Genomic DNA, 25,752 nt, shown 5'->3' on the forward strand with positions numbered 1-25,752 from the left:
ACAAAAATGTATTGGATACAGTATTGTATTGTTGTGCAATACCCACCCTCCATGCAAATGGATCCCAGGTCGACCGAGGATTCTCATGAGATGCTCAGTCAACTCGCCCTCCGCCCCGCCCCTGCGGCCGGCTCCGACGCCGGTGCGGCAGACTGCATCCTCGGCCATCGCCGACCCCACTGCAACGAAATGACGATGAACACAGACGAACTCAGCCCGCGCAGACGCCAGACCCGCTCCACCCTCGTTCAGGCCGGCATCTCGGTCTTCGCCGTGCGCGGCATCGACGGCGCCTCGATCGAGGAGATCTGCGAAGCCGGTGGGTTGACCCGTGGAGCGTTCTATTCGAATTTCTCCAGCCGTGACGACCTGGTGCTCGCGATCATCGAGATGCGCACCTCGGAGAACCTCGATCGCCTCGACGCCACGATCCGGCGGTGGTCCGAGCAGCTCATGACCACAGCCGAGGTGCCGGAGATCAAGGCGCTGATGACGACGTTCATCGACGATGTCTTCAATGAGAAGAGGCAGACCGTCGCCGAGACGATCACCGAGCAGGAGATCGAACTCTACTGCCTGCGGGTGCCTCATCTCCACGCGCGCTATGTCGAGCTCAACACCACTCAGCTCGACCGGTTGGCCGCCCTCGTGACCACGGCCCTCGATGCGGCCGGTGCGACGACGAAGCAGCCGATCGGCGACTTCCTCACCGTCATCATCTCCGTATTCGACCGGATCGCTCTGTCTGCAGCCGCTGGCAAGGCGATGGACGAGCACGTCGACATCGATCCGAGCCTCATCGTCGAGGTTCTCATGCACCTCATCGACTTCTGTCCCGACAGCGATGGCTGAACGAGTCTGCCCCTATCACGAGGCCTGAACGCGCTCGACGAACCGGCCAGAGGCACTAAGGTGGTGCTCGTGAACGAACTCCAGCGCGAATTCTCTGCTTTCATCAACAATATGGACGTCCGCCTCGGCGCGTTCGTCCTCGCCGACCTCCCCGAAACCTTCGAGAAGGAGGACGGGGAGACCGTGAAGTTCCCGAAGGACTTCGGGCCGAAATCTCTGCCGATGCTCGAACTCTTCGTGCTCTCGAAGTTCCCGACCACCGAAGAGATCCTCAAGCCGGAGCACCGCCGCTTCTTCGAAGGACTCATCCGCTACCTCGGCGAAACTTATCTGCGGGCGATCGGCGGGGTCTGGGACCACGACGAGTCGACGGGCAACGGGATGCCGTTCATCCGCCCCGACAACGCCGACGGCCCGGCCGCCGGTGAACCGATCCCGCTCGTGGGCATCGTGCTGGCCGCCGTCGATCAGCGCAGCGCCGAAGTCTTCACCGCCGTGCTGGAGAAGGCACGGGAGCTCCTCGGCGGGGACGGCCAACCGCGCCGCAAGTGCACCGGGCTCTCCCTCGGTGTGCTCAATGCCGAGAACTCGAGCGAGGAGGAGGTCGAATTCCTCACCCGTTTCATCGGCACCGTCGAACCGGGCATCGCGGCCTGGACGCAGGAGCAGGCCGATCCGAGCTCGTGGGGCTTCGACCGAGAGAGCCTCGCACGCCTGGGCAAGCAGGTCGCGGTCCGCTACGACGGCCCCGACGACATGATCGCCGAGGACGAGACCCCCTTCACCGCCGGCGCCATGCGCTTCATCGGTGAGACGGTGCGCCGCATCGCCTTCGGCCAGTGGCGCTACGGGGCCGAACTCGAAGCCGATGATCCGCGCAGCAAGCAGCCGTATATCCGCTTCGTCATCGGCGATCAGAATCTCGACCTCGTGCCGTGGCGGCTCATCCAGGCAGCACTGGAGAACGATGATGCGATCGCGTCCGCCCTTGACGCGGTCATCGAGATGCGCGAGCAGGAAGCCGCCGAGGCGGCCGAGAGTTCCGATGATTCCGCGGGGGCTGCGAACGGGGCAGACGAGGACTGAGCGACCGCCGCCGGTTCAGAGTTGGAAGCGGCGGTTGCCGTGCAGGCCGTCGGCCGGTGACCCGGGGGCGAGGTCGATCTGCTTGCGAGCGGGATCGATGCGCACGCTCACGAGTGTGGCCGAACGATTCCCGTAGGCGGCACCGGGTGCCGGAGTGCAGCACACAGGTGCTTCGCCCGGTCCTGTCGTCAGCAGTTTCGTGAGGTCTCCGACCGTGACGGGCGCCGGTTCTGCAACGTCACCGGACGAGGCGGCACCGCCTGCCGGGGCCTCTCCGCCGCGCGCCAGCGCACGTTCGGCCTCGAAGCGCACGACCGCCTCGGCGAGGTGACGGTACCGTTCCTGCGAGGTCGAATCGGGGCGCAGCTCGAGCGCACCGTCGAGCAGATCCGGGTGCAGGAAATGGTTCGTGTGGAGGAGGAACCCGGACGCCCCCGTCGCCCCGTCGGCCCCGCGGGCCGACCGCGCCCGCCGTTCGCGTTTGAGCTCGCCGGCGATCTCCACCTGGACGGCCGCTTCGGCGGTGATGACGGTGATGACCGACGACGAAGACGTCGGCGCCGAGTCGATGATCTCGAGCGCCTCGGTGAGGGTGTCCGCTTCGGCCAGGACCCGCGCGAGGATCATGTGGATGGGCACTCCCCCGGCCTCGTCGCCGGCGTGCTTGAGGATGTTGAGCAGGACGCCGACGCCGGCCTCGTTGAGACCGATCTTGCCGAGCATTCCGAACTCGGCGATGCCCACATGCCGGTGCTGCCCGGGCACTGAACCGACATCGTTGAAGTGCCACAGGGTGGAGAAGTCCGCCGCCCAATCCCAGTTCTGCGCGGCTACGGATGCCCCCGGGCTGGTGTGGCTCACGGTCGAGCATTCTGTCGGCGCGGCCGCCGCCAGGGTCATGATCTCGGTGCGGGCGATGATCTCCATGAGCTCGGTGACGGCGATTGAGGCCCCGGCGGCGACGGCTTCGACCTCCTCGGCGCCGGTCGGCCACCAATCCTGCAGCTGTCGCCAACTCGACACGGCCGCGGACGCCACGGCCGCCTCGGTGATAGACAGGTGCGAGAAGTAGCGCCGATACGCGTCCAGGGCGGACGCGATTCCCGTGCGCAGCTCCTCACCGCGGCGGTGACCGCGTTCGACATGGTCGCTCGCATGGACGGCGAATGTCACGGGCCGCACCTCGGCGGCGGGGACGAATTCGGTGCTCATGCTGGTTCCTCCTTGCTGTCCCTCTTCTGACGACCGAGTCCGGCTCAGTCTCTGCCGACGAGCGAGCCGACGCCGATGTCGATACCGAGATAATGCATGTGCGCGGCGGTTTCGGCAAGGGCGGCGAAGAGGTTGAAGTTGTGCAGACTCTCGAAGCCGCGGGCCCAATGCAGGCCCGCCGCGATCGAGTAGACGCTGTGGTCGTCGGTGGCCTCCATGCGGGCGCGGATCTCGCCGAGGCGCTCGTGGTGGTGTTCGACGAGCTCGACCTTGCGGTCGTGGAGTCCGGTGAAGCGGAAGCCGTGGGCCGGCAGCACCGCAACGTCCTCGTCGAGCTGGCCGATCTTTTCCAACGAGCGCAGGTAGTCGCCGAGGCTGTGCGTGATCGCGCCGGAATCGAGGCCGATGTTCGGGGTGATCGTCGGCAGCACGTGGTCGCCGGAGAAGAACAGTTTGTCCTCGTCGCGGACGAATGCCGAGTGTCCGTAAGTGTGTCCCGGCGTCCACATAGCAGTTACGCGGCCCTCATCGAGCGGGAGTTCGGTGCCGTCGTCGAGGACGTGGATGTTCTCGGGCAACTGGCTCATCGCCTGTCTGTACAGGTCCATCGAGTCGCTCTGCGACCCGCCCTTCTTCGACCCGCCCTTGCTCGATCCGGCCTGGAGGCTCTCGACTTCGGCCCAGCGGCCCTCAGGCACACCGTAGGCACGGGCGATGTTGAGGTTGGGATCGATGCCGGTACCGAGGTCGACGGCATTGGTGTAGAAGCGTTTGATTGCACGCAGGTCCTCGCCGTGCATCGCGACCCAGGCCTCGGGGTTCTTCGCGAGCAGTGCGGGCACGAGCCCGATGTGGTCGCGGTGATAGTGGGTGATCGCGATTCCATGGATGTCGGCGACCGTGAAGCCGAGGTCGTTTAGCGCCGAGTTGAGCGCCAGGTACTGGTCCTTGCCGTCCCAGCCCGGGTCGATAAGGACGACGCCGGTTCCGTCGGCGATGGCATAGCAATAGGTGTAGACAAGTGGGTTGTTCGGGATCGGGACCGGAAGGGCCCAGACTCCTTCGGCGACTTTTTCGACCGGAGGCAGGACGCGATCCTTCCATGCCGCCGACTGCCGGGAACTGAGCGTTTCGATCGCCATACTTCTCTCACATCTCTCGTGGGGGCCACATTGTCCGTTGACTGCAATCTACTCTGTTTCGCGTCGGCACTGACAGTTCGTTCGATCACCGGACATGCCGGTTCCTGTCGGGACTACCGATACCGTCGCTGATTTGACGTTTTTCATCGAAAACGTTGCATTTGGGCACGGATACTCGGACGAATCCTCGGCGAAGGTTTCGCTTTCAGTGCTTTGAGCGTTAAGATCATGACGCACATCACTTCCGGGCCGGTCATCGATGGCAACGTCGACGGCCCGGTGGGCGGCAAGACCCATCGGGGAGGATAGATATGGCTGCCTCTGGCTCACTGAAGCGCAACCTCGGACTGTGGTCCATCGTCGGACTCGGACTCGGCTATATGACGCCGACGGTCGTCTTCGACACCTTCGGAATCGTCTCCGAACAGACGAACGGAGCAGTTCCGGCGGCGTACCTCGTGGCGCTCATCGTCATGATCTTCACGGCCTTCAGCTACGGCAAGATGGTCAGGATCTTCCCGACCGCGGGGTCGGCCTACACCTATACGCGGGAGACGATGTCACCGGGGCTCGGCTTCCTCGTCGGGTGGACCTCCCTGCTGGACTATCTGCTGCTGCCGATGGTCAACTGCCTCATCATCCGCCTCTATATGGAGTCGATGGTCCCCGATGCGCCCCCGTGGGTGTGGGTCATCGTCTATACGATCGTCACGACCGGCATCGTCCTGTCCTCGATGCGGGGAACGGCGAACATCAACGGCGTCCTCCTCGTCTTCGCAGTCGTGCTCGTCGCCACGTTCTGCGTGCTCGCCGTCATGCAGCTCAACGCCGGCGAAGGGGCCGGAGTGGTGTTCAGTCCGGAGCCGTTCATCCATGAGGGCGTCCACCTCGGCGCGGTTCTCACCGGTGCGACCGTCGTGTGCTTCTCGTTCATCGGCTTCGATGCCGTGACGATGTACACGAATGAAGCCAAGCATGTCAGCCTGATGCCGAAGGCGATCATGCTCACCGTTCTCGCGGGCGGCCTCATCTTCCTCGTCGCCGGCTACTTCACACAGCTGCTCTTCCCAGACAATTCGCAGTTCACCATCGTCGACGATCCGCTGCCGGAGATCGGCATGATCACCGGCGGCCACGTGTTCCAGCTGTTCTTCGTGGCAGCGGCATTCGCCGCGACCGTCGCTTCGGGGCTGGCCTCGCACGCGTCGGTGTCACGAATGATGCTCGTCATGGGCCGCAACGGCGTGCTGCCGCGCACGGCTTTCGGATACATCAACCCGAAGACGCACACCCCGGTGTTCAACATCGTGCTCGTGGGTGCGGTGTGCCTGCTGGCGATGTCGTTCAGCCTCGAGCTCATCTCCGCGCTCATCAACTTCGGTGCGCTCATCGCCTTCACCTTCGTCAACCTCACGGTCATCGCTCACTATGCGTTCCGGACCAGGCAGGTCAAGGACTTCAAGTCGGCGTTCAGCTTCGTCGTCATGCCGGGGATCGGTGCGATCCTCACAGGAATCCTGTGGGCGAGCCTGCACGGGACCGCACTCATCGGCGGCCTGGTGTGGCTGGCGATCGGCATTGTCTACCTGGCCGTGCTCACCCGCGGGTTCAAACGTTCGGTGCGCAGTTTCGACGACCCCGAGGCCGATGCCGAGATGTCCGAACCCGAGGTGCCGGAGGCCGACGACGGCGCTGGGACACACGCTGGTTCCAGCGGCCCCGAACCGGAAGCGCCGGTCCGCGACTGAGGCGGCGGCACCGGCGCGCACTATCGGCCGGATGGTGTGCATGAGCGGCCTCAAAATTCATATGCGGTGATCTTGATCAGGGCGTATGAATTTCGAAGCCGCGGGTGCTGGCGCGGCCGAATGGCGGGAATGTGAAAGCCCCCGAACTCTTCGCTCTTGGCGATGAGTTCGGGGGCTCTTCACTGGGCGGAAGCGGTGGGATTCGAACCCACGGTGCGGGGTTGCCGCACAACGGTTTTCAAGACCGTCTCCTTCGGCCGCTCGGACACGCTTCCCTCGGTTCTTCCATGCCTGTGACAGAGATGGAGCGAACCCGGCCTGCTCGACGCGAGGCCGAGCCACCATAGTTTCTCACAACCGCAACAGCATCTGCCAATTGGCCGTTTCGCGCACGGACCTCACCGGCTCGGACTGCGAACGGACTTCACCGGCTCGGGCTACGCCCGGCATCGAGGCAACGGGTCCGCGGAGGCGGTCAGTCCTTCTTGCGCTTCTTCATCCGGTTCCGCTTGCGTTCGGTACCGAGGAGATCATCGAAGACGGATCCGCCGGCAGGCTTCGAATCGTCGCCGGACTTGTCCGATGATTCGACCGGCCGAGCCGCGGCATCATCACGGCTCGTGTCCGGCCGGTCGGAGACCTGCTCACCGAATGTTCCGCGGTCGCTGCCGGAGTTCTGCGAACGCTCGCTCCATGTGTGACCGAGCTTCGGTGCGTCCTTCGGCTTGGCCGGCTGCGATTCGTGTCCGGTGCTGTCGGCATCCTCCGAGGTGGCGCCGCGCGCCGCAAAGGAGGCCGGGACTCGTCGGACCGGAGCTTCCGGTTCCTCCTCGTCGACGAATTCGTCGTCGTCAGCCGGAGCTGCTTCGGGTGCATCGTCCTGGGGCGGGACCACGGTGGAGTCCTCGACATCGTCGATGCCGGAATCCGCGACAGCGTCTACGGTGTTCTCCGCAGTATCGGCGACTTCGACTTCATCGGCTTCGGGGACGCCGGCTTCGGGGACGCCGGCTTCAGGCTCTGCCGTGGCTGCTTCGTCCGCTGCGCTTGTCGCAACAGGTTCGTCAGTACCGCTCGCTGTACCTGGCTCTTCGGAGCCCGACTCTCCGGAGTCGGAGCCCTCAGCTTCCGGGTTCTCGGAGTCCGAGTCATCGGTATCCGAGCTGGCGATCGCGGCCGCGACGGCGCCGGAGGTTCCGCGGGGTGCCGAGCCGACAGATTCCGAATCGGCAGCGGTCGACTCGTCGGCAGGTGGAGCCACGGCGAACGACTCGCTCGACTCAGTCTCCGCGTCCGATCCCTCATCACCGGCAGCAACGCCGGCAGCACTGTCAGCAGCACCGGCCGCACCGCCAGCAACGCCGCCGTCGGCACCAGCAGCACCGGCTGCGTCGCCGGATGCAGCTGAGCCCTCGGCTGCCTCGGACTCGGTCTCGCCGGAATCGGCCCAGCTGGGACGAGTCTCTGCGGCCTCCTCGGTGCGGGACGGCTTGCCCTTGAGCACGAGGGTGAGCGTGGCCAGCGGCACGGACAGCCAGTTCGGGCGATTGCGCAACTCGGTAACGACCTCGACGAGAAGTCGGTCGACCAGTGCCGCCCGCAGCACCGGATCGCTCAGCCCGATGCTGTCGCCACGTGCCCTCGAATATCCGGACAGCAGCGAGTTCTGCACCTGCGAGGCCCACAGGTATTCGGGCGAGTCGAAGATCTTGCGAAGCGCTCCCGGATCATTGCCGAAGCCGCTGACGACCAACGAGCCGTCCTCGGAGTCGAGCGCATCGGTGCGCTGCAGACGAGCGAATCCGGCGGCGTAGTCGATGCTGCGCAGCAGAGCCACGAGGTCGAAGGCGGCCGGCTTGGGGTCCGAGTCCGTCGAGTCCGTGAACTTCACGACCGAGTAGCCATCGGTCGACGAGCTGACCACATGATCGAGCGTCAGCTCGCCGTGGATCTTCTGCAGGGTGCCGATGGTCTCGAGTCCCTGCAGCCGGGCACGGTGGCCTCGCAGCTCCGGGACCAGCGAATCCAAGGCCAGGGGCGCCCGACCCAGCGCCCAGTCGATGCGTTCGACCCACTTCTGCACCAGCTGCTTCGTCGGTTCGCCGGCGCCCTCGACGACACCGAACTCGGCGGCCATGTCCGTGTGGAGTTCGCCGATGCGCCGCCCCATCTCCGCTGCGTGGGCGTTGTAGGCCCCGATCGAACCGGAGTCGACGGCGCACACCGTGTTCACGGCCTCGCGCCATGCAGGTTCGGCATCGACATCGACGTGGGAGAGCAGCGCCATCGGCGCCTCCATCTCCTGGACCTCGAACATGTCGTACCAGCGGCCCGAGCCCCAGCCGATGACCTCGGGCACGCTGCGCGAACCCGCCTCGGTGAGGAGGACGGGGATCGTCAGCGATGACGGCATTCCGTTCTCGAGGACGCGGAAGAACGAGAGCTCCATCGGCTCGTATTCGTCATGGATGATGACGGTCGATTTGTGTTGGCCGGAGTCCGAGACCTCGATCGGGCGGATCTCGACGGGCATGACGTCCTCCGCCCCCACCGTGAGGTCACCGATCGACGGCTTCGGCGGGACCGCCTCGGCGGCGGTGTTCGTCGATCCATTCGCCGAGGCGGCTTCCCCGTTCGCGGTCACCGGGAACGGCATCGGCGCACGGTCCCGGGCCTCGGTCTTCTCCTGGCTGTGGCGCAGGGATTCGGTGGACAGCTGCCCGCCGTCGAAGACCTTGCGCTTTGTGATCGCGTCGGCCATGAGGTTGACGAAGACGGGGTCGGCTGCGCCGTCGTAGACGTAGACGGTGCCGAGCGCGAGGTCGTCGATGCGGCCGATGAGGGCGTGGCGCAGGTGCATGTCCTCGGCACCGCGCAGGGTCAGGGGGATGTTGAGGCGACGCAGGGTGGGGCCGTCGCCGACGGAGATGACGGTCACGAGGCCCGCAAAGCCACCGAGCTCCTCGGCGGTGTAACTGAACGCACGGGCCACCGACATGGGGGTGATGTCGGGGTCGGTCCCGAAATCTGCTGCGAGCTTGGGGAACCACGGCTGTCGGGGTATCCAGCTGGCTAACAGTTGTTCGAGCTCACTGCTGATGGCCATGACGTCTCCTAGAAGGGATTACGGGCATCCTCCATCCAATCATGATATGGGGTATTCGCGGTCCAGGGCGCACCCGAAACCCCGAAGTCGGGAGCCGAATCACGGGGTTCCGGTGGGCGCGGGGCGCGCACGGGGCGGGTTCTCAATGACCGAGCAACAGACCTCATATTGATACGAATTGCCAAATGGCAAGACAAAGGGCGCACAATAGTCTGGTGGTTGAAACAGACATGACTCCCCAGAAGCTCACACTCGCCGCCGAGGTCGAGGCGGCTGCGCTGCGAATTTCCGATTCCGTCATCCTGTCGCCACTTCAGATCTGCGAGCGGTTGACGACCGCGACCGGTTCCACGGTCTACCTCAAGCGCGAGGACCTGCAGATGGTCAGGTCCTACAAGATCCGCGGCGCCTTCAACTTCATGCTCCAGCTCGATGCCGACCAGCGCGCCCGCGGTGTCGTCTGCGCCTCGGCGGGCAACCATGCCCAGGGCTTCGCCCGCGCCTGCAGGGAACTGGGCATCCAGGGCACGATCTTCGTTCCGAAGACGACGCCGAAGCAGAAGATCGAACGAGTCCGCCACTTCGGCGGGGAGCAGGTGACGATCGAGATCGCCGGCTCCACCTACGATGACGCCTCGGCGCTGGCCCACCGGTTCGCCGAACGCAATCAGGCACTCTTGGTCTCGGCCTTCGACGACATGCGCACGATCGCCGGCCAGGGCACCGTGGCCGCTGAGATCCACGCTCAGCTCGAAACCGATCCCGACTACATCATCGTGCCTGTCGGAGGCGGCGGCGTGCTCGCGGGAATCGCCGCCTATGCGGCCGAACGGATGCCGAACACGAAGATCATCGGCGCCGAACCCGCCGGGGCCGCCTCGATGATCGCAGCGCTTAAGGCCGGCCACCCCGTGACCTTGGAGAACATCGACCGCTTCGCCGACGGCACGGCCGTGCGTCGCGCCGGCGCCATCACCTACGACGTCATCGCCGAACTCGGCCTCGACATCCGTCCCGTCGCCGAGGGCGCAGTGGCCACCGAGATGCTCGACATGTACCAGGTCGACGGAATCATCGCCGAACCCTCCGGGGCTCTGGCCTCGGCCGGGATCGGCGGACCGGATTCGGACAAACCGATCACGATCGAACCCGGATCGACCGTCGTGTGCCTGGTCTCCGGCGGCAACAATGACATCTCCCGCTACCCGGAGATCCTCGAACGCTCGCTCGTCCACGAGGGACTCAAGCACTACTTCATCGTCGACTTCCCGCAGGAGCCCGGCGCCCTGCGCCGGTTCCTCAACGAGGTGCTCGGGCCCGAGGACGATATCGCGATGTTCGAGTACGTCAAACGCTCCGACCGGGAGACCGGACCGGCGTTCGTCGGTATCCAGCTCGGCTATGCCGAAGACCTGCCGAATCTGCTCGAGCGGATGGAGGCCTCATCGATCGAGGTCGAGCGCGTGCACCAGAACTCGCCGATGTTCCGCCTCTTCGCCTGAGGGACCGGGCGGCGGGCCGACACCGCCTACCCTCGGCGGCGATGAGGGATTTCAGAACAGAGAACGCTTGTTAGGATTCTACTAAGAACCGTCCCCTGACCGGGTCACAACTCGCCTGCAGAAGGGCGAGGACGCTGATGTCGCCCAGTCTCCGAAAGGAATTCAACGATGAGTCCCGTTCTGCTTCTCCTGCTGGGAATCGCGATCTTCGCATTCGGATACCTGTTCTACTCGAAGTTCCTGTCGAAACGGATCTACCGGCTCGACAGCCGATTCACAACGCCGGCGCATGAGCTGCGCGACAACGTCGACTACGTGCCCACCAACAGATTCGTCCTCTGGGGCCACCACTTCACCTCCGTGGCAGGAGCCGCTCCCATCGTGGGGCCCGCCATCGCAATGATCTGGGGATGGCTGCCCGCATTCCTCTGGGTCACGATCGGCACGGTCTTCTTCGCGGGAATGCACGACCTCGGCTCCCTGTGGGCCTCGACGAGGAACAGGGGACAGACCATTGCGGCGCTGTCGGCTCGTTACATCGGCAGACGCGGAGCTGCGCTCTTCCTCCTGGTCATCTTCATTCTCGGGTTCATGGTCATCGCCGCGTTCTCCGTGGTCATCACCGACCTGCTCGTGGCCCTGCCCTCTGCAGTGATCCCTTCCTGGGGTGCCATCGGCGTGGCGCTGCTCGTCGGTGTTGCGATCTACAGGCTGCGGTGGCCTCTCATCCCCGTCACCATCGTCGGTGTCGCCGCTCTCTATTCGCTCATCCTCCTCGGCGACCGGTTCCCGGTGTCGATGCCGGACTCTTTCCTCGGGCTCGAACCCACGGCCCTGTGGATCATCGTCCTGCTCGTCTACTGCGGTATCGCTTCTGTCCTGCCGGTCTGGGTGCTGTTGCAGCCTCGCGACTACATCAACGGCGTCCAGCTCTTCATCGCCCTCATCCTCCTCTACGGTGCCGTCATCACCTCGGCGCTCTTCGGCACAGGACACGGACTGGTCGCTCCCGCCATCAACACCGATCTGCCCGCGGGCACGCCGAGCATCCTCCCCCTTCTCTTCGTCACGATCGCCTGCGGAGCCATCTCGGGTTTCCATGGGGTCATCGCGTCCGGGACCACCTCCAAACAGCTCAACACGGAGACCGATGCACGATTCGTCGGATACTTCGGCGCTGTCGGAGAGGGAATGCTGGCGCTGGGAGCCATTCTCGCGATCGCCGGCGGCTACCGCACAGTCGCCGACTGGGAAGAGGTCTACAGCAAGTTCGGCGATGCCGGGGTCCAGTCGTTCGTCGAAGGGGGCGGCATGCTCCTCGAGACCGGGATCGGACTGCCCGCAGGATTGAGCGCCACCGTCCTGGCGACGATGGCGGTGCTGTTCGCCGCGACCACGCTCGATTCGGTGGTCCGGCTGATGCGTTACGTCGTCCAAGAGATCGGCGGAAACATGAAAATCCGACTGCCGAAGGTCCCCGCCACTCTCGTGGTGCTCGTCCTCGGCGGTGGTCTGACCTTCTCGCAGGGAATGAGCGGAGAGGGCGGCATGCGCATCTGGCCGCTGTTCGGCACCACCAATCAGCTGCTGGCCGCGCTCACGCTGATCATCATCGCCGTCGTCCTCATCCGCAAGCGCCGCAATCCCTGGCCCGCTCTGATCCCGCTGGCGTTCGTCTTCGTCCTCTCGTTCTGGGCGGCGATCGAACAGCTCGTCTCGTTCGCCGACCCGGCAGGCCCGGACTGGCTGCTTCTGGCCATCGACATCGTCATCATCGGCTCGAGCGTCCTCGTCTCGATCGAAGGAATCGCGGCGATGCGTCGCGCGGCGAAGGAGCCGCCGGAATCCGACAGCGCCGACGCAGAACTCGCCGGGCAGCAGCGATGAGCACGAACGGCTCCCGCGCCCCGGTGCCCCTGCCCTCTCGCGCGCCCAGCTACTAGAGTGGACGCATGCGCGCTATCACGATCTCCTCCCCCGGTGACCCCGAGGTCCTGCAGGTCACCGACGAACCGACTCCCGACATCGCCGCCGATGAGGTCCTCGTCCGCGTCCATGCCGCCGGGGTCAATCGAGCCGACCTGCTGCAGCGACGCGGATTCTACGATCCCCCACCCGGGGCCACCGAGATTCCCGGACTCGAGGTCTCCGGCACGATCGAGAGGCTCGGCGCCGATGTCACCGGCTGGTCCGTCGGCGACCGGGTGGCGGCTCTGCTCTCCGGCGGCGGCTACGCCGAATACGTGCCCGTTCCCGCAGGTCAGCTGCTTCCCGTTCCCGACGGCTTCGACCTCACCGAGGCGGCCGCCCTGCCCGAGGTGCTGTCGACAGTCTGGTCGAACATCGTCGGCCGCGGGCAGGTGCGGGCCGGCGAATGGCTGCTCGTCCACGGCGGCGGGTCCGGAATCGGCACGGCCGCCATCCAGATCGCGCGCCACCTCGGCGTGAAGATCGTCGTGACCGTCGGCTCCGAGAAGAAGGCCGAATTCTGCCGTGAACTCGGCGCCGACGCCGTCATCAACTACCGCGACGAGGACTTCGTCGATCGTGTCCGTGAGATCTGCACCCGCGACGACGGGTCGACCGGCGCCGATGTCATCCTCGACATCATCGGCGCGAAGTACCTCGAGCGCAATATCAAGGCGCTGAGCACCGACGGCCGTCTCGTCATCATCGGTATGCAGGGCGGGACGAAGACCGAGATCAACCTCGGCTGGCTCATGCAGCCGCGCAAGACCGTGTCCGCCACGACCCTGCGGGCGCGGCCGAAGGACCAGAAGATCGCCATCGTCGCCGAGGTGGCCGAGCAGCTGTGGCCGGCCGTGATCTCAGGAGACATCCGCCCCATCATCCATGAAGCCATGCCGTTGACCGATGTTGTCCGTGCCCATCAGACGCTCGAGGATGGGGCGAACATCGGCAAGGTTCTGCTCATCGTCGATGAGGAAGGTGCATGACCGATGAGTGAGACTCCCGACTCCGCCGACGGCGTCCGGAACTCCGCGGGTGAGATGCACGCCGAGGATGCTGCGAACACAGACGGTGCGGCGAACGCCGACAGTGTGCAGTCCGGTCTGGCGCGGGCGCAACAGTCTCAGGCGGATGTCTCGTCGCCGGCGAAAGTGATGCGCATCGGCACCATGGTCAAGCAGCTGCTCGACGAGGTCCGCGGCACCGAGCTCGATGAGAAGGGACGCGAACGTCTCGCCGAGATCCACCGTCGGTCCATCGACGAACTCGAAGAGGGCCTGTCGAAGGATCTCATCGAGGAGCTCGAACGCCTCGACCTGCCCTTCGACTCGGCCGACGGTCCCCCGACGACGTCGGAGCTGCGGATCGCTCAGGCCCAACTCGTCGGCTGGTTAGAGGGTCTCTTCCACGGCATCCAGACGGCGATCGCGGCTCAACAGGCCATGGCCCAGCAGATGGCCGGTCGCGGTCAGCTGCCTCCGGGAATGGTTCCTCCCGGAATGACACCGGCGGAGGGACAGCCGGGTGAGAAGAAGGAGTCGGATCGCGACGACCCCGGCACCGGAAACTATCTGTGAAGCGCTTCTTCTCCGGTCTGCGCAAGAAGGCGACGACCGCGGTCAGGGACGATGACCGGTTCGGCACCGGTCTGTGGCGGCACAACCGTGACCGCTTCATCCGCGCCGTCGACCGGTACTACACCACTGCGGTGGCCCTCCACGAAGCACGGGACTCCGGTGGCAGCACCACCTCGTCAGCCGCCTCGGCGGACACATCCGACGGCGAGGACATAACCGCCTCGGCGGCGGATCCGGTCGACGTCATCGTCGACGGCACCCACCGGCTCAACGCACTCGTCGATGTCGTCGACGGCCTGACCGCGTCCCTCCACGCCCGCTGTCCCGTCACCGGTCAGGTGGTGCCCGGGCCCACCCGGCAGGTCGTCGGCGACGTGCCGGAGCTGCTGACGAAGGCCTCGTCGAAGGTCGGTGAGGCGGTGCTCGCGGCGTCGATGGCACGGTCGGAGGGGCCGACGGGCCGGTCGATCGACTCGAGTGCGGAGGCCACGGTTCGATTCATCACGGACGCCGAGGAGCTGCTGGGGCGGGCGCGGGAGATTCTCGCTAGGGTGGAGGCATCATGAGACCTCCGATCAGCCCCGACATCCTGCCGCCCGACGACTTCGACCTCGGCCTTGTCGCCAGCGATATCGACGGGACTCTGCTGCTGAACTGGAAGCCGATCTCGACGGCCACGATCGATGCGATCCACCGTTGCCAGGACGCGGGAATCCCCTTCGTTCTGGTCACCGGGCGGCCCATGCGGTGGTTGGCGCCGATCGCCGAGCAGATCCCCGACCTCGGACGGGTCGTGTGCCTCAATGGAGCGGTCGTCTATGACATCGCCTCTCAGTCCATCGTCGATGCCCACACCATCGACGCACAGTCGCTGACGGAGATCATCGCGGCTGTCCGCGTCGACCATCCCGAGGCCCGGTTCGCCTACGAGACCCTCAACGGCGGTTTCATCGACCGGGAATTCGTCACCGGGCGGCCGCGAGAGGCCCGGATCGTCGATGATGTCTCCGAACTCGCCGGCGAAGACGTCGTCAAGGTGCTGGTGCGTCTGGCCACGAGCGATTCGCAGGCGATGCACGACCTCATCGATCCGCTCGTCGACGGCACCTGCCATGCCTCGTTCTCCGAGCCGGACAACGGGCTCGTCGAACTCGCCCCGTTCGGGATCACGAAGGCGAAGACGCTTGAGGACCTGTGCGACCACCTCGGCGTGGGGCGGTCGCAGGTGATGGCGTTCGGGGACATGCCCAACGACATCGAGATGCTGTCGTGGGCCGGGCACGGAGTCGCGATGGGCAATGCACTGGGTTCGGTCAAGGCGATCGCCGCGGCGGTCACCGACGAAGTCGACGACGACGGAGTCGCCCGCTACCTCGACGCCGTCCTGGACGCCCGCCCCAACTAGTCCTTATTGCTACGTGACGGCGGCCCAGCTACCTCGCGCGAGGTTGCTGGGCCGCCGTCAGGTAGTAGTTAGGGGCGGGTGCTCGTGGTGCCCTCTGCTTCGAGAAGTGCAGTGTCCATGCCGAAGTAGTCGACCAACGCCACTGCCAGGCCGTCGTCGGCGACCGAATCGGTGACCACGCTCGCGAGCACCTTGAGTTCGTCCTTCGACTGGCCCATGACGATTCCGTGCTCGACCCATTCGATCATCTCGAGGTCGTTGAGTCCGTCTCCGGCGCCCACGGTGTGCGCATGTTCGATCCCAAGCTCGTCGGCCACGATCTCCAGCCCGCTGGCCTTCGAGACCCCGTCGGGGGCGATGTCGAGCCAGTTGCTCCAGCCGACCGAGTAGCTGACCTCATGCAGTCCGAGCGAGTCCACTGCGGCCGCGAACTCCTCGGCGGTGCCGTTGACCTCGCGCATGACGATGCGGGTGGCCCGCTTGGTCAGCAGCTCGTCGAAGTCGACGATGTCGAGCGTGTCGGACTCGGCGAGCTCACCGACCGGGAACGCTCCGGACGCCCACCGGTGCAGGTCCGGATCCTCGACGAGGAACAGCGCCGTCGGCAGTGCCGCGTGCATCTGCTCGAGCGCATCCTTCGGATCGAAGGACACGACATGGTGCAGCTCCCACCCCAGCGGCAGCTCCGGGTCGAGGCGGACGACGACGGATCCGTTCGAGCACACGACGAAACCGTGCTTGAGGTCGAGCGCGTGGACGACCTCGAGCGCGCCCGGCAGGGCACGGCCGGTGGAGATCACAAGGTGGTGGCCCTCCTCGGCGAGCCGATCGAGCACCTGCCTCACCGACTCCGACAGAGATCCGTCGTAACCGACGATCGTGCCGTCGACATCGAGTGCGATGAGGTGCGGGGTCAAGGTGTCTCCCAACGTATGCGTCAATCTTCTTGTCTTCGTTCTTCCCGGCGCCGAGGCGGCCGAAACCAACCGAGAAGAGCCGAGTTCCGCTGAGTCCCCCGAAACGGTCAGTGCCCCGTGACCGGGTCCGGCCTCAGTAGCGCGGTCCCTCCGGTCCCTGCGCGGTCATCCCGCCGAGGTAGGGCCGCAGTGCCTCGGGCACCGTGACCGAACCGTCTGCCTGCTGATGATTTTCGAGGATCGGCACCAACCAGCGGGTGTTGGCCATGGTGCCGTTGAGGGTGGCGACCGGACGGGTCGCCCCGTCGTGGCGTTCGCGGATGTGCAGTCGGCGTGCCTGGAAGGTCGTGCAGTTCGACGTCGAGGTCAGCTCCCGGTAGGTGCCCTGGGTCGGCACCCAGGCCTCGCAGTCGAACTTGCGGGCGGCGGAATCGCCGAGGTCGCCGGCGGCGGTGTCGATGACTCGGTACGGCAGCTCGCACAGGCCGAGCATCTTCTCCTGCAGCGACAGCATCCGCTCGTGTTCGGCCTCGGCGTTCTCGACCTCGACGTAGGCGAACATCTCGACCTTCTGGAACTGGTGGACGCGGATGATGCCGCGGGTGTCCTTGCCATACGAGCCGGCCTCGCGGCGGTAGCACGACGAGATGCCCGCGTAGCGCAGCGGACCGTCGGTCAGGTCGATGATTTCGTCCATGTGGTAGCCGGCCAGCGGCACCTCGGAGGTGCCGACGAGGAACAGATCGTCGGCTTCGAGGCGGTAGACCTCATCGGCGTGCTCGCCGAGGAAGCCGGTGCCGCGCATGACCTCGGGGCGGACGAGGGTCGGGGTGATGGTCGGGTTGAACCCGGCCTCCTCGGCGACGTCGCGCGCGAGGTTGAGCAGCGCCATCTCCAGCTTCGCGCCGAAGCCGGTGAGGTAGTGGAAACGCGAACCGGAGACCTTCGTGCCGCGGGTGGTGTCGATGGCCTTGAGTTTCTCACCGATCTCGAGGTGATCGAGCGGTTCGAAGCCGTCCGGGGTGAAGTCGCGGGGCTCGCCCACGGTCTTGAGCGTCGCGAAGTTCTCTTCGCCGCCGGCAGGGATGCCGTCGATGATGAGGTTCGGGACCTTCGACACGAGCTGGTCGAAGGCGAACGTGGCTTCTTCGGACTCGGCCGACAGCGACTTCACGGTCTCGGACTTCGCCTTGCCTTCGGCGATGAGTGCCGGCTTGTCTTCCTTCGGCGCTTTTGCGATCTGGGAGGAGAAGGACTTCTGATCCGCACGTGCGTCTTCGAACGCGGTGATGGCCGCACGACGAGCGGAATCGGCGGCGATGACCTCGTCGATGAGCTCGACGGATGCCCCGCGAGCCTCCTGCGATGCCTTGAACAGGGCCGGGTTGTCTCTGAGAAGCGCTAGATCGATCACCCTCTCAGCTTAACGGGCCGGGCGTGTTTTCGATATTCGACCCTCAGCTCGCATTTGAGTTCCGCACTGTACATTTGGGCCATGATCATCGAGTTGGATCCCCTGATGACCTGGGTCATCATCATCGGCGCTCTCGCTGTGCTCGCGGCCGCGTTCCTCATCGGCCGTCGCACCGGCGTGCGACGCACGCTCAGCACGATGAGACGCGCCCACCCGGCGAACCTCTCCGACGAGGTGGTCGATGACGCCGCCCGGTACCGTGCCGCGCTCATCGTCAACCCCACGAAGACCGATGTGCACAACCTGGCCTCCACCGCCGAGGCGATCTGCCGTTTCGAGGGATGGAACCCTCCGCTCGTGCTCGAGACCACCCCTGAGGACACCGGCGAAGGTGCCGCGATCCGCGCCCTCGACGAGGGGGTCGACGTCGTCATCGCCGCCGGCGGGGACGGCACCATCCGCGCTGTCGCCTCGGCGTTGGCAGGGACATCGACCCCGATGGGGATCGTGCCGTTGGGGACCGGGAATCTGCTCGCCCGCAATATCGACCTCGTCCTCGACAAGACCGAGTGGGCGCTGCGGATCGCCCTGTGGGGACGCAATCGCGAAATCGACGTGGGGACGGCGAAGACCGATCCGGACGGCGATACCCATATCTTCACCGTGATGACCGGGCTCGGCTTCGACGCCGCGGTCATGGCCGACACCAGCGACGACCTCAAGGCCCGCCTCGGCTGGCTCGCCTACGTCGAAGCCGGATCACGGAAACTCACCGGCAAACCCAGTCATGTCAAGGTCACGTTCGACGACGAATATCGGGTCTCGGCGAGGGTCCGTTCGGTGCTCGGCGGCAATTGCGGCCGTCTGCAGGGAGGCATCCAGCTGCTGCCGCAGGCAGTCATCGACGACGGCATGCTCGATGTGCTCATCGTCAGCCCCAAGAACCTCGGCCAATGGGTCGGGGTGCTCGCATCGATCGCCGGCCGTCGGGCCTCACGCGGGCTGCACACGAACATCCGGAAGTGCCGCAAGGTCGTCATCGAAGCCGGTGATGACGTTGATATCCAGCTCGACGGGGATCCGCTGGGTCAGTCGTCGTACCTCGAGATGGAGGTCGCCCCCGCGGCTCTGACCGTCCGTGTGCCGACCGTCGAACAGCGCAAGCAGATCCGCGCCGAGGCGTGGCCGGTCTAGCTCGGAACCGCTGAGTCGGCGCGGGCGACGATTCCTCTCGCCGAGGCGGCCCCGACAGTCATTCCTTTACCGACCAGTAGGTCACGAAACGGTAAAAGGAATTCACCTAAGCGTTACAGCAATTACACCTGAACAAAACGTACAGAAATAGTTTGGAAAACCCTCAGAACCTAGGATGAGTGCCGTATCACACCCCTCGCCACAGAGATTGAAGGCACACCCATGAAGAAGATCATCCTCGCGCCGGCAGTCGCGCTCGCATTCACCGGGCTTGTCGCGAGCCCGGTCGCCGCCGCGGAATCGGCGTCCGCTCAGTCGGCAACCACGCAGACTGCCGAGCAGAAGAAGGCCGAAGCCGACAAGGCCAAGAAGGAAGAGGCCAAGAAGGCCGCAGCTGAGAAGGCCGAAGCCGAGAAGAACGCAGCGGCAGAGAAAGCGGCTGCCGAAAAGAAGGCCAAGGAGAAAGCCGAAGCCGCCAAGAAGGCCGCTGACAAGAAGAAGGCGGATGAGAAGAAGGCCGCCGAGGACAAAGCGGATAAGAAGGACGAGGCAAAGACGCCTCCGAAGAAGGTCGACCCGAAGCCCGCTCCTGCCCCCAAGGACGAGGACAAAGACGCCAAGGACGACGACAAGTCCGAGGACGAGGCCAACCCGATCAACGCCTCGGTGCAGGTGACCTCGGGTGAGGTCACGGCCGAAGAGCTCGCCGAGGAAGGCGTGACCGTCAAGGTCACCGACCTGGAGAAGGGCGACAAGGTCTCGGCGAAGTCCGGACTGACCGGCCCGGCTGTCACTGCCCAGGGTTCGACCGCGACGATGAAGCTGCGCTCAGCCAAGGAAGTCACCCAGGAGTCGGTGTCCTTCGCAGTGCAGGTACAGCGTGAAGGCACGGCACCGGCAACCGAAACCAGCGTGGTCCCGCTGGCCGAAGACCCCGAGGCTCCCGAGGTCGACCCGAAGGTCTCGCTCAACACCGACAAGATCTCGCAGAGCGAATTCAACGAGAACGGCATCGAGGTCACCGGCGAGGGCTTCACCCCGAACGGCAAGGTCACCGTCGTCGGCGGCAACGCGACGTCGCCGTTCGCGACCCAGGAAGTCACAGCAGACGCCGAAGGAAAGATCGCCGCAACAACCCTGAAGTTCGAGGGCGACGAACCGCTTCCGGCCGGCGACTACTCCGTCTGGGGCGTCGATCAGGAGACCGAGACCAACTCTCCGGCTCAGGACTTCACCATCACCGAAGACCCGGTCATCGACCCGACGGTCACGGTCGACTCGAAGGAGATCTCCCTCGAGGACTTCAAGAAGGACGGACTGAAGTTCACCGGAACCGGCTTCTCTCCGGATGGGACCGTCAGCGTCAAGGGCGAAGCCGTCTCGGCCCAGCGTGCCGCAGCCACTCAGGCCGATGAACTTCGTGCAGACGAGGACGGCAATGTCGAGGGCGCCGTGATCGCACCCGAGTCAATCGAAGCCGGCAAGTACTCACTGACCTTCGTCGACGACGAGTCCGGCGAAGAGTCCGACTCCGTCGAGATCACTGTGACCGAAGACGACGCCGTCGATCCGATCGACGCCTCGCTCAAGGTCGATCCCAAGGAGATCACCGCCGAGGATCTCGCGAACAAGGACAAGGGCGTGACCGTCACCGTCTCCGGCGTGAAGAAGGGTGACACGATCACCGATTCCCTCACCGGGAAGAGCGAGACCGCCGATGCCGATGGCGACTACACGCTCCACCTCTGGTACGAGGGCAACCCCGACAGCCTCGAGGCCGGCAAGGTTCCGTTCACCGTCACCATCGACCGCGAAGGCACCGAGTCGGAGACTCTCGACGGCAACATCAATGTCATCGACGAGGATGAGACCGAGGCACCCGCCGAGGCGACCTTCACAGTCTCACCGAAGACGATCGAGGCCGCAGACTTCGCCAACGAGAAGAAAGGCGTCACCCTCGCCGTCGAGAACTGCGAACCGGGCGCAGATGTCCACTTCGAGGTCAACCCGAAGGGCATCAACGTCACGGCCTACGAGAACACCGTCAAAGCCGATAACGAAGGCCGTGCGTCGGTCAATGTCTTCGGCACCTCGTCGGATGCCTCGGCCTACGTCGGCTCCTACACCGCGACTGCCACCTGCGGCGATGACACCATGACGGACTCCTTCAAGGTCACCGCAGGCGCCGAAGGCGGAGGAGACAACAACGGCAACGGCGGCGGAGACAACGGTGATGCCGGCAACGGCGGTGGAGACGACGGCAACCAGCTGCCTCGCACCGGCGCCGACCTCGGCGGGCTGACGACGGGAGCCCTGCTCCTCCTCGTCGGCGGCGCCGCGATCGCACTGACCGGCCGCAAGAACAAGTTCGGACAGACTCCGACGAGCTTCTAATTCGGACAGACTGTCAGCCTGGAACAACAGGCAGTGGGGCGGCTCAGCGTGTGCTGAGCCGCCCCACTGCCTGTCGCGCAGTCTGCGAAGAATCGGCGATTCAGGATGAATGGAGAATGAACTCTGCGCCAGAACCGAACTCAGAGCTGAACAAAACGACCACAACTATGTGTGTGGTGAATGTTGCATTACCGGCTCTTCGCAGTTGAGGGTGTAGAACCGGTGCGCGTCGCTACACAGAAATAGGTCGAGGCCTTTCGAAGATGGAATTTCCTAGACAAACCATCCGAAAGACCTCGACGTGCACCACCTTACGTTCTCCACCCCTGACCTCACCACGTTCTGCCACCTCGACACACTCGGCCTGCACTGCACGGGCCAACACGTCACCGATTCAGAAACAGTTCTCCTGTGCACCCCAACCACTGACGATGAGTGGTGCCACCGATGCGGCGGACATGGCCGGCCCCGCGATACTGTGACCCGGAAATTGGCTCACGAACCCTTCGGGCACCGTCCCACCACCCTGCTCATCCGACTCCGTCGCTACAAGTGCGAACTCTGTGGGCGCGTGTGGCGCCATGACACCGACCAAGCAGCCCCAGCCAGGGCCAAGATCTCGCGCACCGGACTCGCATGGGCTTTGAAAGCACTCGTTGTCGATCACGCCACGATCTCCGTCATCGCGGCCAAGCTCGCTGTATCCTGGCACACCGCTAATGACGCGATCCTGGCCGAAGGACATCGGGCTCTCATCGACGATCCTTCCCGGTTCGATAACGTGAGCGTCATCGGCGTCGACGAACATGTCTGGCGGCACACCAGACGGGGTGACAAGTACGTGACCGTGATCATCGATCTCACCCCGATCCGCGATCAGACAGGACCAGCGAGATTGCTGGACATGGTTGAGGGACGATCGAAGGCCGTGTTCAAATCGTGGCTGGCCCGGCAGTCGAAGGCCTTCCGCGATGGAATCGAGGTCGTGGCGATGGATGGGTTCACCGGGTTCAAGACCGCTGCTGTCGAAGAGCTGCCGGCCGCGGTGGAAGTGATGGATCCCTTCCATGTCGTCAAGCTCGCCGGGGACAGTCTGGACGAGGTCCGCAGGCGTGTTCAGCAGGAAACGACCGGGCACCGCGGGAAGAAGGGCGACCCGTTGTATCAGGCCCGGCGGACTCTGCACACCGGGTGTCAGTTACTCACCGAGCGGCAGCAGCAACGGATCGTCGCTCTCTTTGCTGATGAGAATCATGCTGATGTGGAGGTGACCTGGAGCGTGTTCCAAGACATCATCACCGCCTACCGCAACCCGGACCGAACCGCGGGGAAGAAGTCGCTGCAGTCGATCATCGACTCCATCTCGTCCGGGGTGCCTGCTGGTCTTGTTGAGCTGCGCCGGCTGGGGCGGACGTTGAAGAAGCGGGCTATGGATGTGTTGGCGTATTTCGATCGGCCGGGGACGTCGAACGGTCCGACGGAAGCATTGAACGGCAGGCTGGAACACCTACGTGGATCGGCGCTGGGGTTCCGGAACCTCACCCACTACATCGCCCGAAGCTTGCTCGAGACGGGAGGATTCAGACCCCGATTACACCCCTAACTGCGAAGAGCCGCATTACCGTTACATTCGTAATACTTCACACTCAGCTGTAATTTTCGAAGGAAATACATGAAGAAGCTCGCCCTCGCACCCGCGGTGGCCATCGCCATCACCGGCCTGGCCGCATCCCCAGTCATCGCTGCCCCTGAGGCTCCTGCCTCGGCTCCGTCGGCCGATACCCAGCCCACCGCGGCACCTGCCGCTCTTAAGGCTCAGGCTGGCACTGCAAAAGCTCAGGCAGCGGACGAGGCGGAGGTCAGCCTTTCCACTGAAAAGCTGTCGCAGGCTGACTTCGGCAACGCTGAGAAGGGTGTCGACATCGTCGGTGCCGGCCTCGAGGCTGAACATGACTACACAATCACTGTGACGCCGACCAGTGGTCAGAACGTCGAAGCGCTTGAGACGACTTCCACCACCAACGCTGAAGGTGCCCTCTCGCACAAAATCTACGGCGCGGATGACCCGGCATTCGTCGGCACCTACGACGTCGTCGTCACCGACAGTGCAGACAACAACATCTCCTTCCAGATGAGCTTCGAAGTCAACGCCGGCGAATCCGACGAGCCCGAGGCTCCCGAGGTCGACCCGAAGGTCTCGCTCAACACCGACAAGATCTCGCAGAGCGAATTCAACGAGAACGGCATCGAGGTCACCGGCGAGGGCTTCACCCCGAACGGCAAGGTCACCGTCGTCGGCGGCAACGCGACGTCGCCGTTCGCGACCCAGGAAGTCACAGCAGACGCCGAAGGAAAGATCGCCGCAACAACCCTGAAGTTCGAGGGCGACGAAGCACTTCCGGCCGGCGACTACTCCGTCTGGGGCGTCGACCAGGAGACCGAGACCAACTCCCCGGCTCAGGACTTCACCATCACCGAAGACGAGACCGAAGAGCCCACCGCTCCTGCTGAAGAAGCCAAGCTGACCGTCTCCCCCGAGTCGATCACCCCCGCTGACTTCGTCAAGGAAGACAAGGGCGTCACCCTCGCCGTCGAGAAATGCGAGCCCGGTGAAGACGTTCGCTTCCTCGTCAACCCCAAGGGCGAGTCGAGCGTCACCGCCTTCGACAAGACCGTCCAGGCTGATGACGAAGGCAAGGCCAACGTCAACGTCTACGGCACCAGCGCCTCCAACGCCTCGGCCTACATCGGCGATTACGACGTCACCGTCACCTGCGGCGATGACGAACTGACCGGTGACTTCTCGGTCGAGGACGACCCGAACGCCGGTGGCGGCGACGGCGATGAAGACGGCAACGACGATGGCGACAACTCAGATGCCGGCAACGGCGGCGACCTGCCTCGCACCGGTACCGAGCTGACCGGCCTCGTCGGCGGCGCCGGCCTCCTCCTCATCGGTGGAGTCGCAGTTGTCATGACCATGCGCCGCAAGAAGGTCGCCCAGGACCCCGCAGAGTTCTGAGCCTGATCTTCAGAACAGCCTGATCCTCAGGACTCGCTGATCCGCAGTCCCCATAGAGAAGAGCGCGAACCCGAGCCGGGTTCGCGCTCTTCTTCTGTTCTCTTTTCCCCTCAACTGCCGGGGCCCGATTCGCCTCGCCTCAGTTGGGTCAGGTCCAGTCTCAGCCGGCCACGCCCCGCCTCTGCTGGTCATGCTCGCCTCTGCTGGTCACATTCGCCACGATGGATCGGTCGGGCCGGTCGGCCCTCACCCTCCGGAGCGTGAGGGCGGCCGCTGCTGCGATGATGACGAACAGGATTGTGGCGACGATTCCCAGGTAGCTCGTATCGAGCTCGGGCAGGACGAACGTCCCGGTCTCCGCACCCACCTCGACGACACCGGCGACGACGACCAGCCCCGCGACGAGCACGGACAAGCCGGTGATGACGATATTGTATCCGCGGAAGCGGTCGGCGCCCCGCGATGCCCAGCCGTAGAGCTTCGACATGAACAGGCCGTCCGCCGTATCGCACGCGGCCATTCCCACCGCGAACAGCAGCGGAAGCGACAGCGCCAGCGTGGGCGACGAGCCTGCAGCCGTCGTCCCTGCCGCGATCATCAGGCCGATCGTCGCCGCAGTGTCGAAGCCGAGGCCGAAGAGCAAACCGATGGGAAACATATGTCGAGGGCGGTCTACAGTGTCGAGGACACGGGCGAACGCCGATGTCAGCGGCCCCTTGGGCCCCTTCGCCGCATCGTCGTCGGTCCCACGCAGCAGTTTCACGAGTGAAATCAGATTGAGCATGCCGAAGACGGCGACGACGAAGGTTGCGAAGGACAGTCCCCAGAGTCCGAGGCCGAAGCGTGCGGCAGAATCTTCCTCCGATACGAGGTCGAGAGCCAGCCCTGCCCCGAACGCGACGAGCACACCGGTGACCACGACGACAGACGAGTGCCCCAGGGAGAACCAGAACCCGACAGTGCCGGCAGGCGTTCCCTTCGCCGACATGCGACGGGTGACATTGTCGATGGCGGCGATGTGATCGGCGTCGAAGGCATGTCGCGCTCCCAGCAGCACCGCAGTCAGCGCAAGGCCCCACGCCACAGTTGGGGCGGTCTCCCGCAGCGAGACGATCACCAGCACACCTCCGATGATCGCGATGCCTGCCAGCGTCAAGACGTGGGGAAGCATCGCACCGCGTGTTCGGGTCAGTTGCGTCTGGGTCATTTC

At 64.9% G+C, this 25,752-nt stretch carries 19 protein-coding genes and 1 tRNA gene; 13 read left to right on the forward strand and 7 right to left on the reverse strand.

Annotated elements, in window-relative coordinates; translation table 11 throughout:
• Positions 1-90: 90 nt before the first annotated feature.
• A complete protein-coding gene (locus CXR29_RS15195; protein WP_240812127.1) occupies positions 91-852 on the forward strand; it encodes a TetR/AcrR family transcriptional regulator in 762 nt (253 codons plus the stop codon).
• 69 nt (positions 853-921) lie between these two features.
• The gene (locus tag CXR29_RS15200; protein ID WP_127364994.1) at positions 922-1,938 is read left to right on the forward strand and encodes a hypothetical protein; all 1,017 of its coding nucleotides are present in this window, start codon (positions 922-924) and stop codon (positions 1,936-1,938) included.
• 15 nt (positions 1,939-1,953) lie between these two features.
• On the opposite strand, the gene CXR29_RS15205 is transcribed toward CXR29_RS15200, so the two are convergent.
• Together CXR29_RS15205 and CXR29_RS15210 are read right to left on the reverse strand one after the other, a co-directional pair.
• Positions 1,954-3,150 carry a C45 family autoproteolytic acyltransferase/hydrolase gene (locus tag CXR29_RS15205; RefSeq protein ID WP_127364995.1) on the reverse strand — a complete coding sequence of 399 codons (1,197 nt, stop codon included), beginning with the start codon at positions 3,148-3,150 and terminating at the stop codon, positions 1,954-1,956.
• Positions 3,151-3,194: 44 nt separating this feature from the next.
• Positions 3,195-4,292, reverse strand: coding sequence for an MBL fold metallo-hydrolase (locus CXR29_RS15210; RefSeq protein ID WP_127364996.1), 1,098 nt, complete (start codon positions 4,290-4,292; stop codon positions 3,195-3,197).
• Between the two features lie 311 nt (positions 4,293-4,603).
• On the opposite strand from CXR29_RS15210, the gene CXR29_RS15215 reads away from it, so the two are divergent.
• A complete protein-coding gene (locus CXR29_RS15215) occupies positions 4,604-6,040 on the forward strand; it encodes an APC family permease (protein ID WP_127364997.1) in 1,437 nt (478 codons plus the stop codon).
• A gap of 187 nt (positions 6,041-6,227) precedes the next feature.
• Here the strand turns inward: CXR29_RS15215 and CXR29_RS15220 are convergent.
• Together CXR29_RS15220 and CXR29_RS15225 are read right to left on the reverse strand one after the other, a co-directional pair.
• Positions 6,228-6,315: transfer RNA gene (locus tag CXR29_RS15220), tRNA-Ser, on the reverse strand.
• Positions 6,316-6,515: 200 nt separating this feature from the next.
• Positions 6,516-9,146: a maltokinase N-terminal cap-like domain-containing protein gene (locus CXR29_RS15225; RefSeq protein WP_127364998.1), complete on the reverse strand. Its 2,631-nt coding sequence runs from the start codon at positions 9,144-9,146 to the stop codon at positions 6,516-6,518.
• A 230-nt stretch (positions 9,147-9,376) separates the two neighbouring features.
• Here CXR29_RS15225 and ilvA point away from each other — a divergent pair, with 230 nt between their 5' ends.
• From ilvA to CXR29_RS15255, 6 genes are all read left to right on the forward strand, one after another.
• Positions 9,377-10,648 (forward strand): threonine ammonia-lyase IlvA, encoded by a 1,272-nt coding sequence (gene ilvA / locus CXR29_RS15230; RefSeq protein ID WP_164742895.1) that lies wholly within the window; start codon positions 9,377-9,379, stop codon positions 10,646-10,648.
• Between the two features lie 168 nt (positions 10,649-10,816).
• A complete protein-coding gene (locus CXR29_RS15235) occupies positions 10,817-12,535 on the forward strand; it encodes a carbon starvation CstA family protein (RefSeq protein WP_101594936.1) in 1,719 nt (572 codons plus the stop codon).
• A gap of 65 nt (positions 12,536-12,600) precedes the next feature.
• The gene (locus CXR29_RS15240) at positions 12,601-13,605 is read left to right on the forward strand and encodes an NAD(P)H-quinone oxidoreductase (protein WP_101594935.1); all 1,005 of its coding nucleotides are present in this window, start codon (positions 12,601-12,603) and stop codon (positions 13,603-13,605) included.
• 3 nt (positions 13,606-13,608) lie between these two features.
• Positions 13,609-14,196, forward strand: coding sequence for a proteasome activator (locus CXR29_RS15245; protein ID WP_277601924.1), 588 nt, complete (start codon positions 13,609-13,611; stop codon positions 14,194-14,196).
• Complete coding sequence (locus CXR29_RS15250; protein WP_127365000.1) at positions 14,193-14,762, forward strand: hypothetical protein; 570 nt, start codon at positions 14,193-14,195, stop codon at positions 14,760-14,762. The genes CXR29_RS15245 and CXR29_RS15250 overlap by 4 nt, the downstream gene beginning before the upstream one ends.
• Positions 14,759-15,601 (forward strand): HAD family hydrolase, encoded by an 843-nt coding sequence (locus tag CXR29_RS15255; RefSeq protein WP_241241491.1) that lies wholly within the window; start codon positions 14,759-14,761, stop codon positions 15,599-15,601. Before CXR29_RS15250 ends, CXR29_RS15255 begins: the two co-directional genes overlap by 4 nt.
• 68 nt (positions 15,602-15,669) lie before the next feature.
• Here the strand turns inward: CXR29_RS15255 and CXR29_RS15260 are convergent, their stop codons facing one another.
• Together CXR29_RS15260 and serS are read right to left on the reverse strand one after the other, a co-directional pair.
• Positions 15,670-16,542: an HAD family hydrolase gene (locus tag CXR29_RS15260; protein ID WP_241241492.1), complete on the reverse strand. Its 873-nt coding sequence runs from the start codon at positions 16,540-16,542 to the stop codon at positions 15,670-15,672.
• Positions 16,543-16,651: 109 nt separating this feature from the next.
• Positions 16,652-17,932, reverse strand: a complete 1,281-nt coding sequence (gene serS / locus CXR29_RS15265; RefSeq protein ID WP_127365001.1) for a serine--tRNA ligase — start codon at positions 17,930-17,932, stop codon at positions 16,652-16,654.
• An 81-nt stretch (positions 17,933-18,013) separates the two neighbouring features.
• Between serS and CXR29_RS15270 the strand changes: the two genes are divergently transcribed.
• From CXR29_RS15270 to CXR29_RS17505, 4 genes are all read left to right on the forward strand, one after another.
• Positions 18,014-19,126 carry a diacylglycerol/lipid kinase family protein gene (locus tag CXR29_RS15270; RefSeq protein WP_241241493.1) on the forward strand — a complete coding sequence of 371 codons (1,113 nt, stop codon included), beginning with the start codon at positions 18,014-18,016 and terminating at the stop codon, positions 19,124-19,126.
• Between the two features lie 222 nt (positions 19,127-19,348).
• The gene (locus CXR29_RS17500; protein WP_206516229.1) at positions 19,349-21,520 is read left to right on the forward strand and encodes a hypothetical protein; all 2,172 of its coding nucleotides are present in this window, start codon (positions 19,349-19,351) and stop codon (positions 21,518-21,520) included.
• A 301-nt stretch (positions 21,521-21,821) separates the two neighbouring features.
• The gene (locus tag CXR29_RS15280) at positions 21,822-23,123 is read left to right on the forward strand and encodes an ISL3 family transposase (protein ID WP_009881950.1); all 1,302 of its coding nucleotides are present in this window, start codon (positions 21,822-21,824) and stop codon (positions 23,121-23,123) included.
• A gap of 69 nt (positions 23,124-23,192) precedes the next feature.
• Positions 23,193-24,542, forward strand: a complete 1,350-nt coding sequence (locus CXR29_RS17505; protein WP_206516230.1) for an LPXTG cell wall anchor domain-containing protein — start codon at positions 23,193-23,195, stop codon at positions 24,540-24,542.
• Positions 24,543-24,702: 160 nt separating this feature from the next.
• Here the strand turns inward: CXR29_RS17505 and CXR29_RS15290 are convergent, their stop codons facing one another.
• Positions 24,703-25,749 carry a HoxN/HupN/NixA family nickel/cobalt transporter gene (locus CXR29_RS15290; protein ID WP_101554513.1) on the reverse strand — a complete coding sequence of 349 codons (1,047 nt, stop codon included), beginning with the start codon at positions 25,747-25,749 and terminating at the stop codon, positions 24,703-24,705.
• Between the last annotated feature and the right edge of the window lie 3 nt (positions 25,750-25,752).

Origin of the sequence: Brevibacterium linens (assembly GCF_003999335.1) — a bacterium.
Lineage (GTDB): Bacteria > Actinomycetota > Actinomycetes > Actinomycetales > Brevibacteriaceae > Brevibacterium > Brevibacterium linens.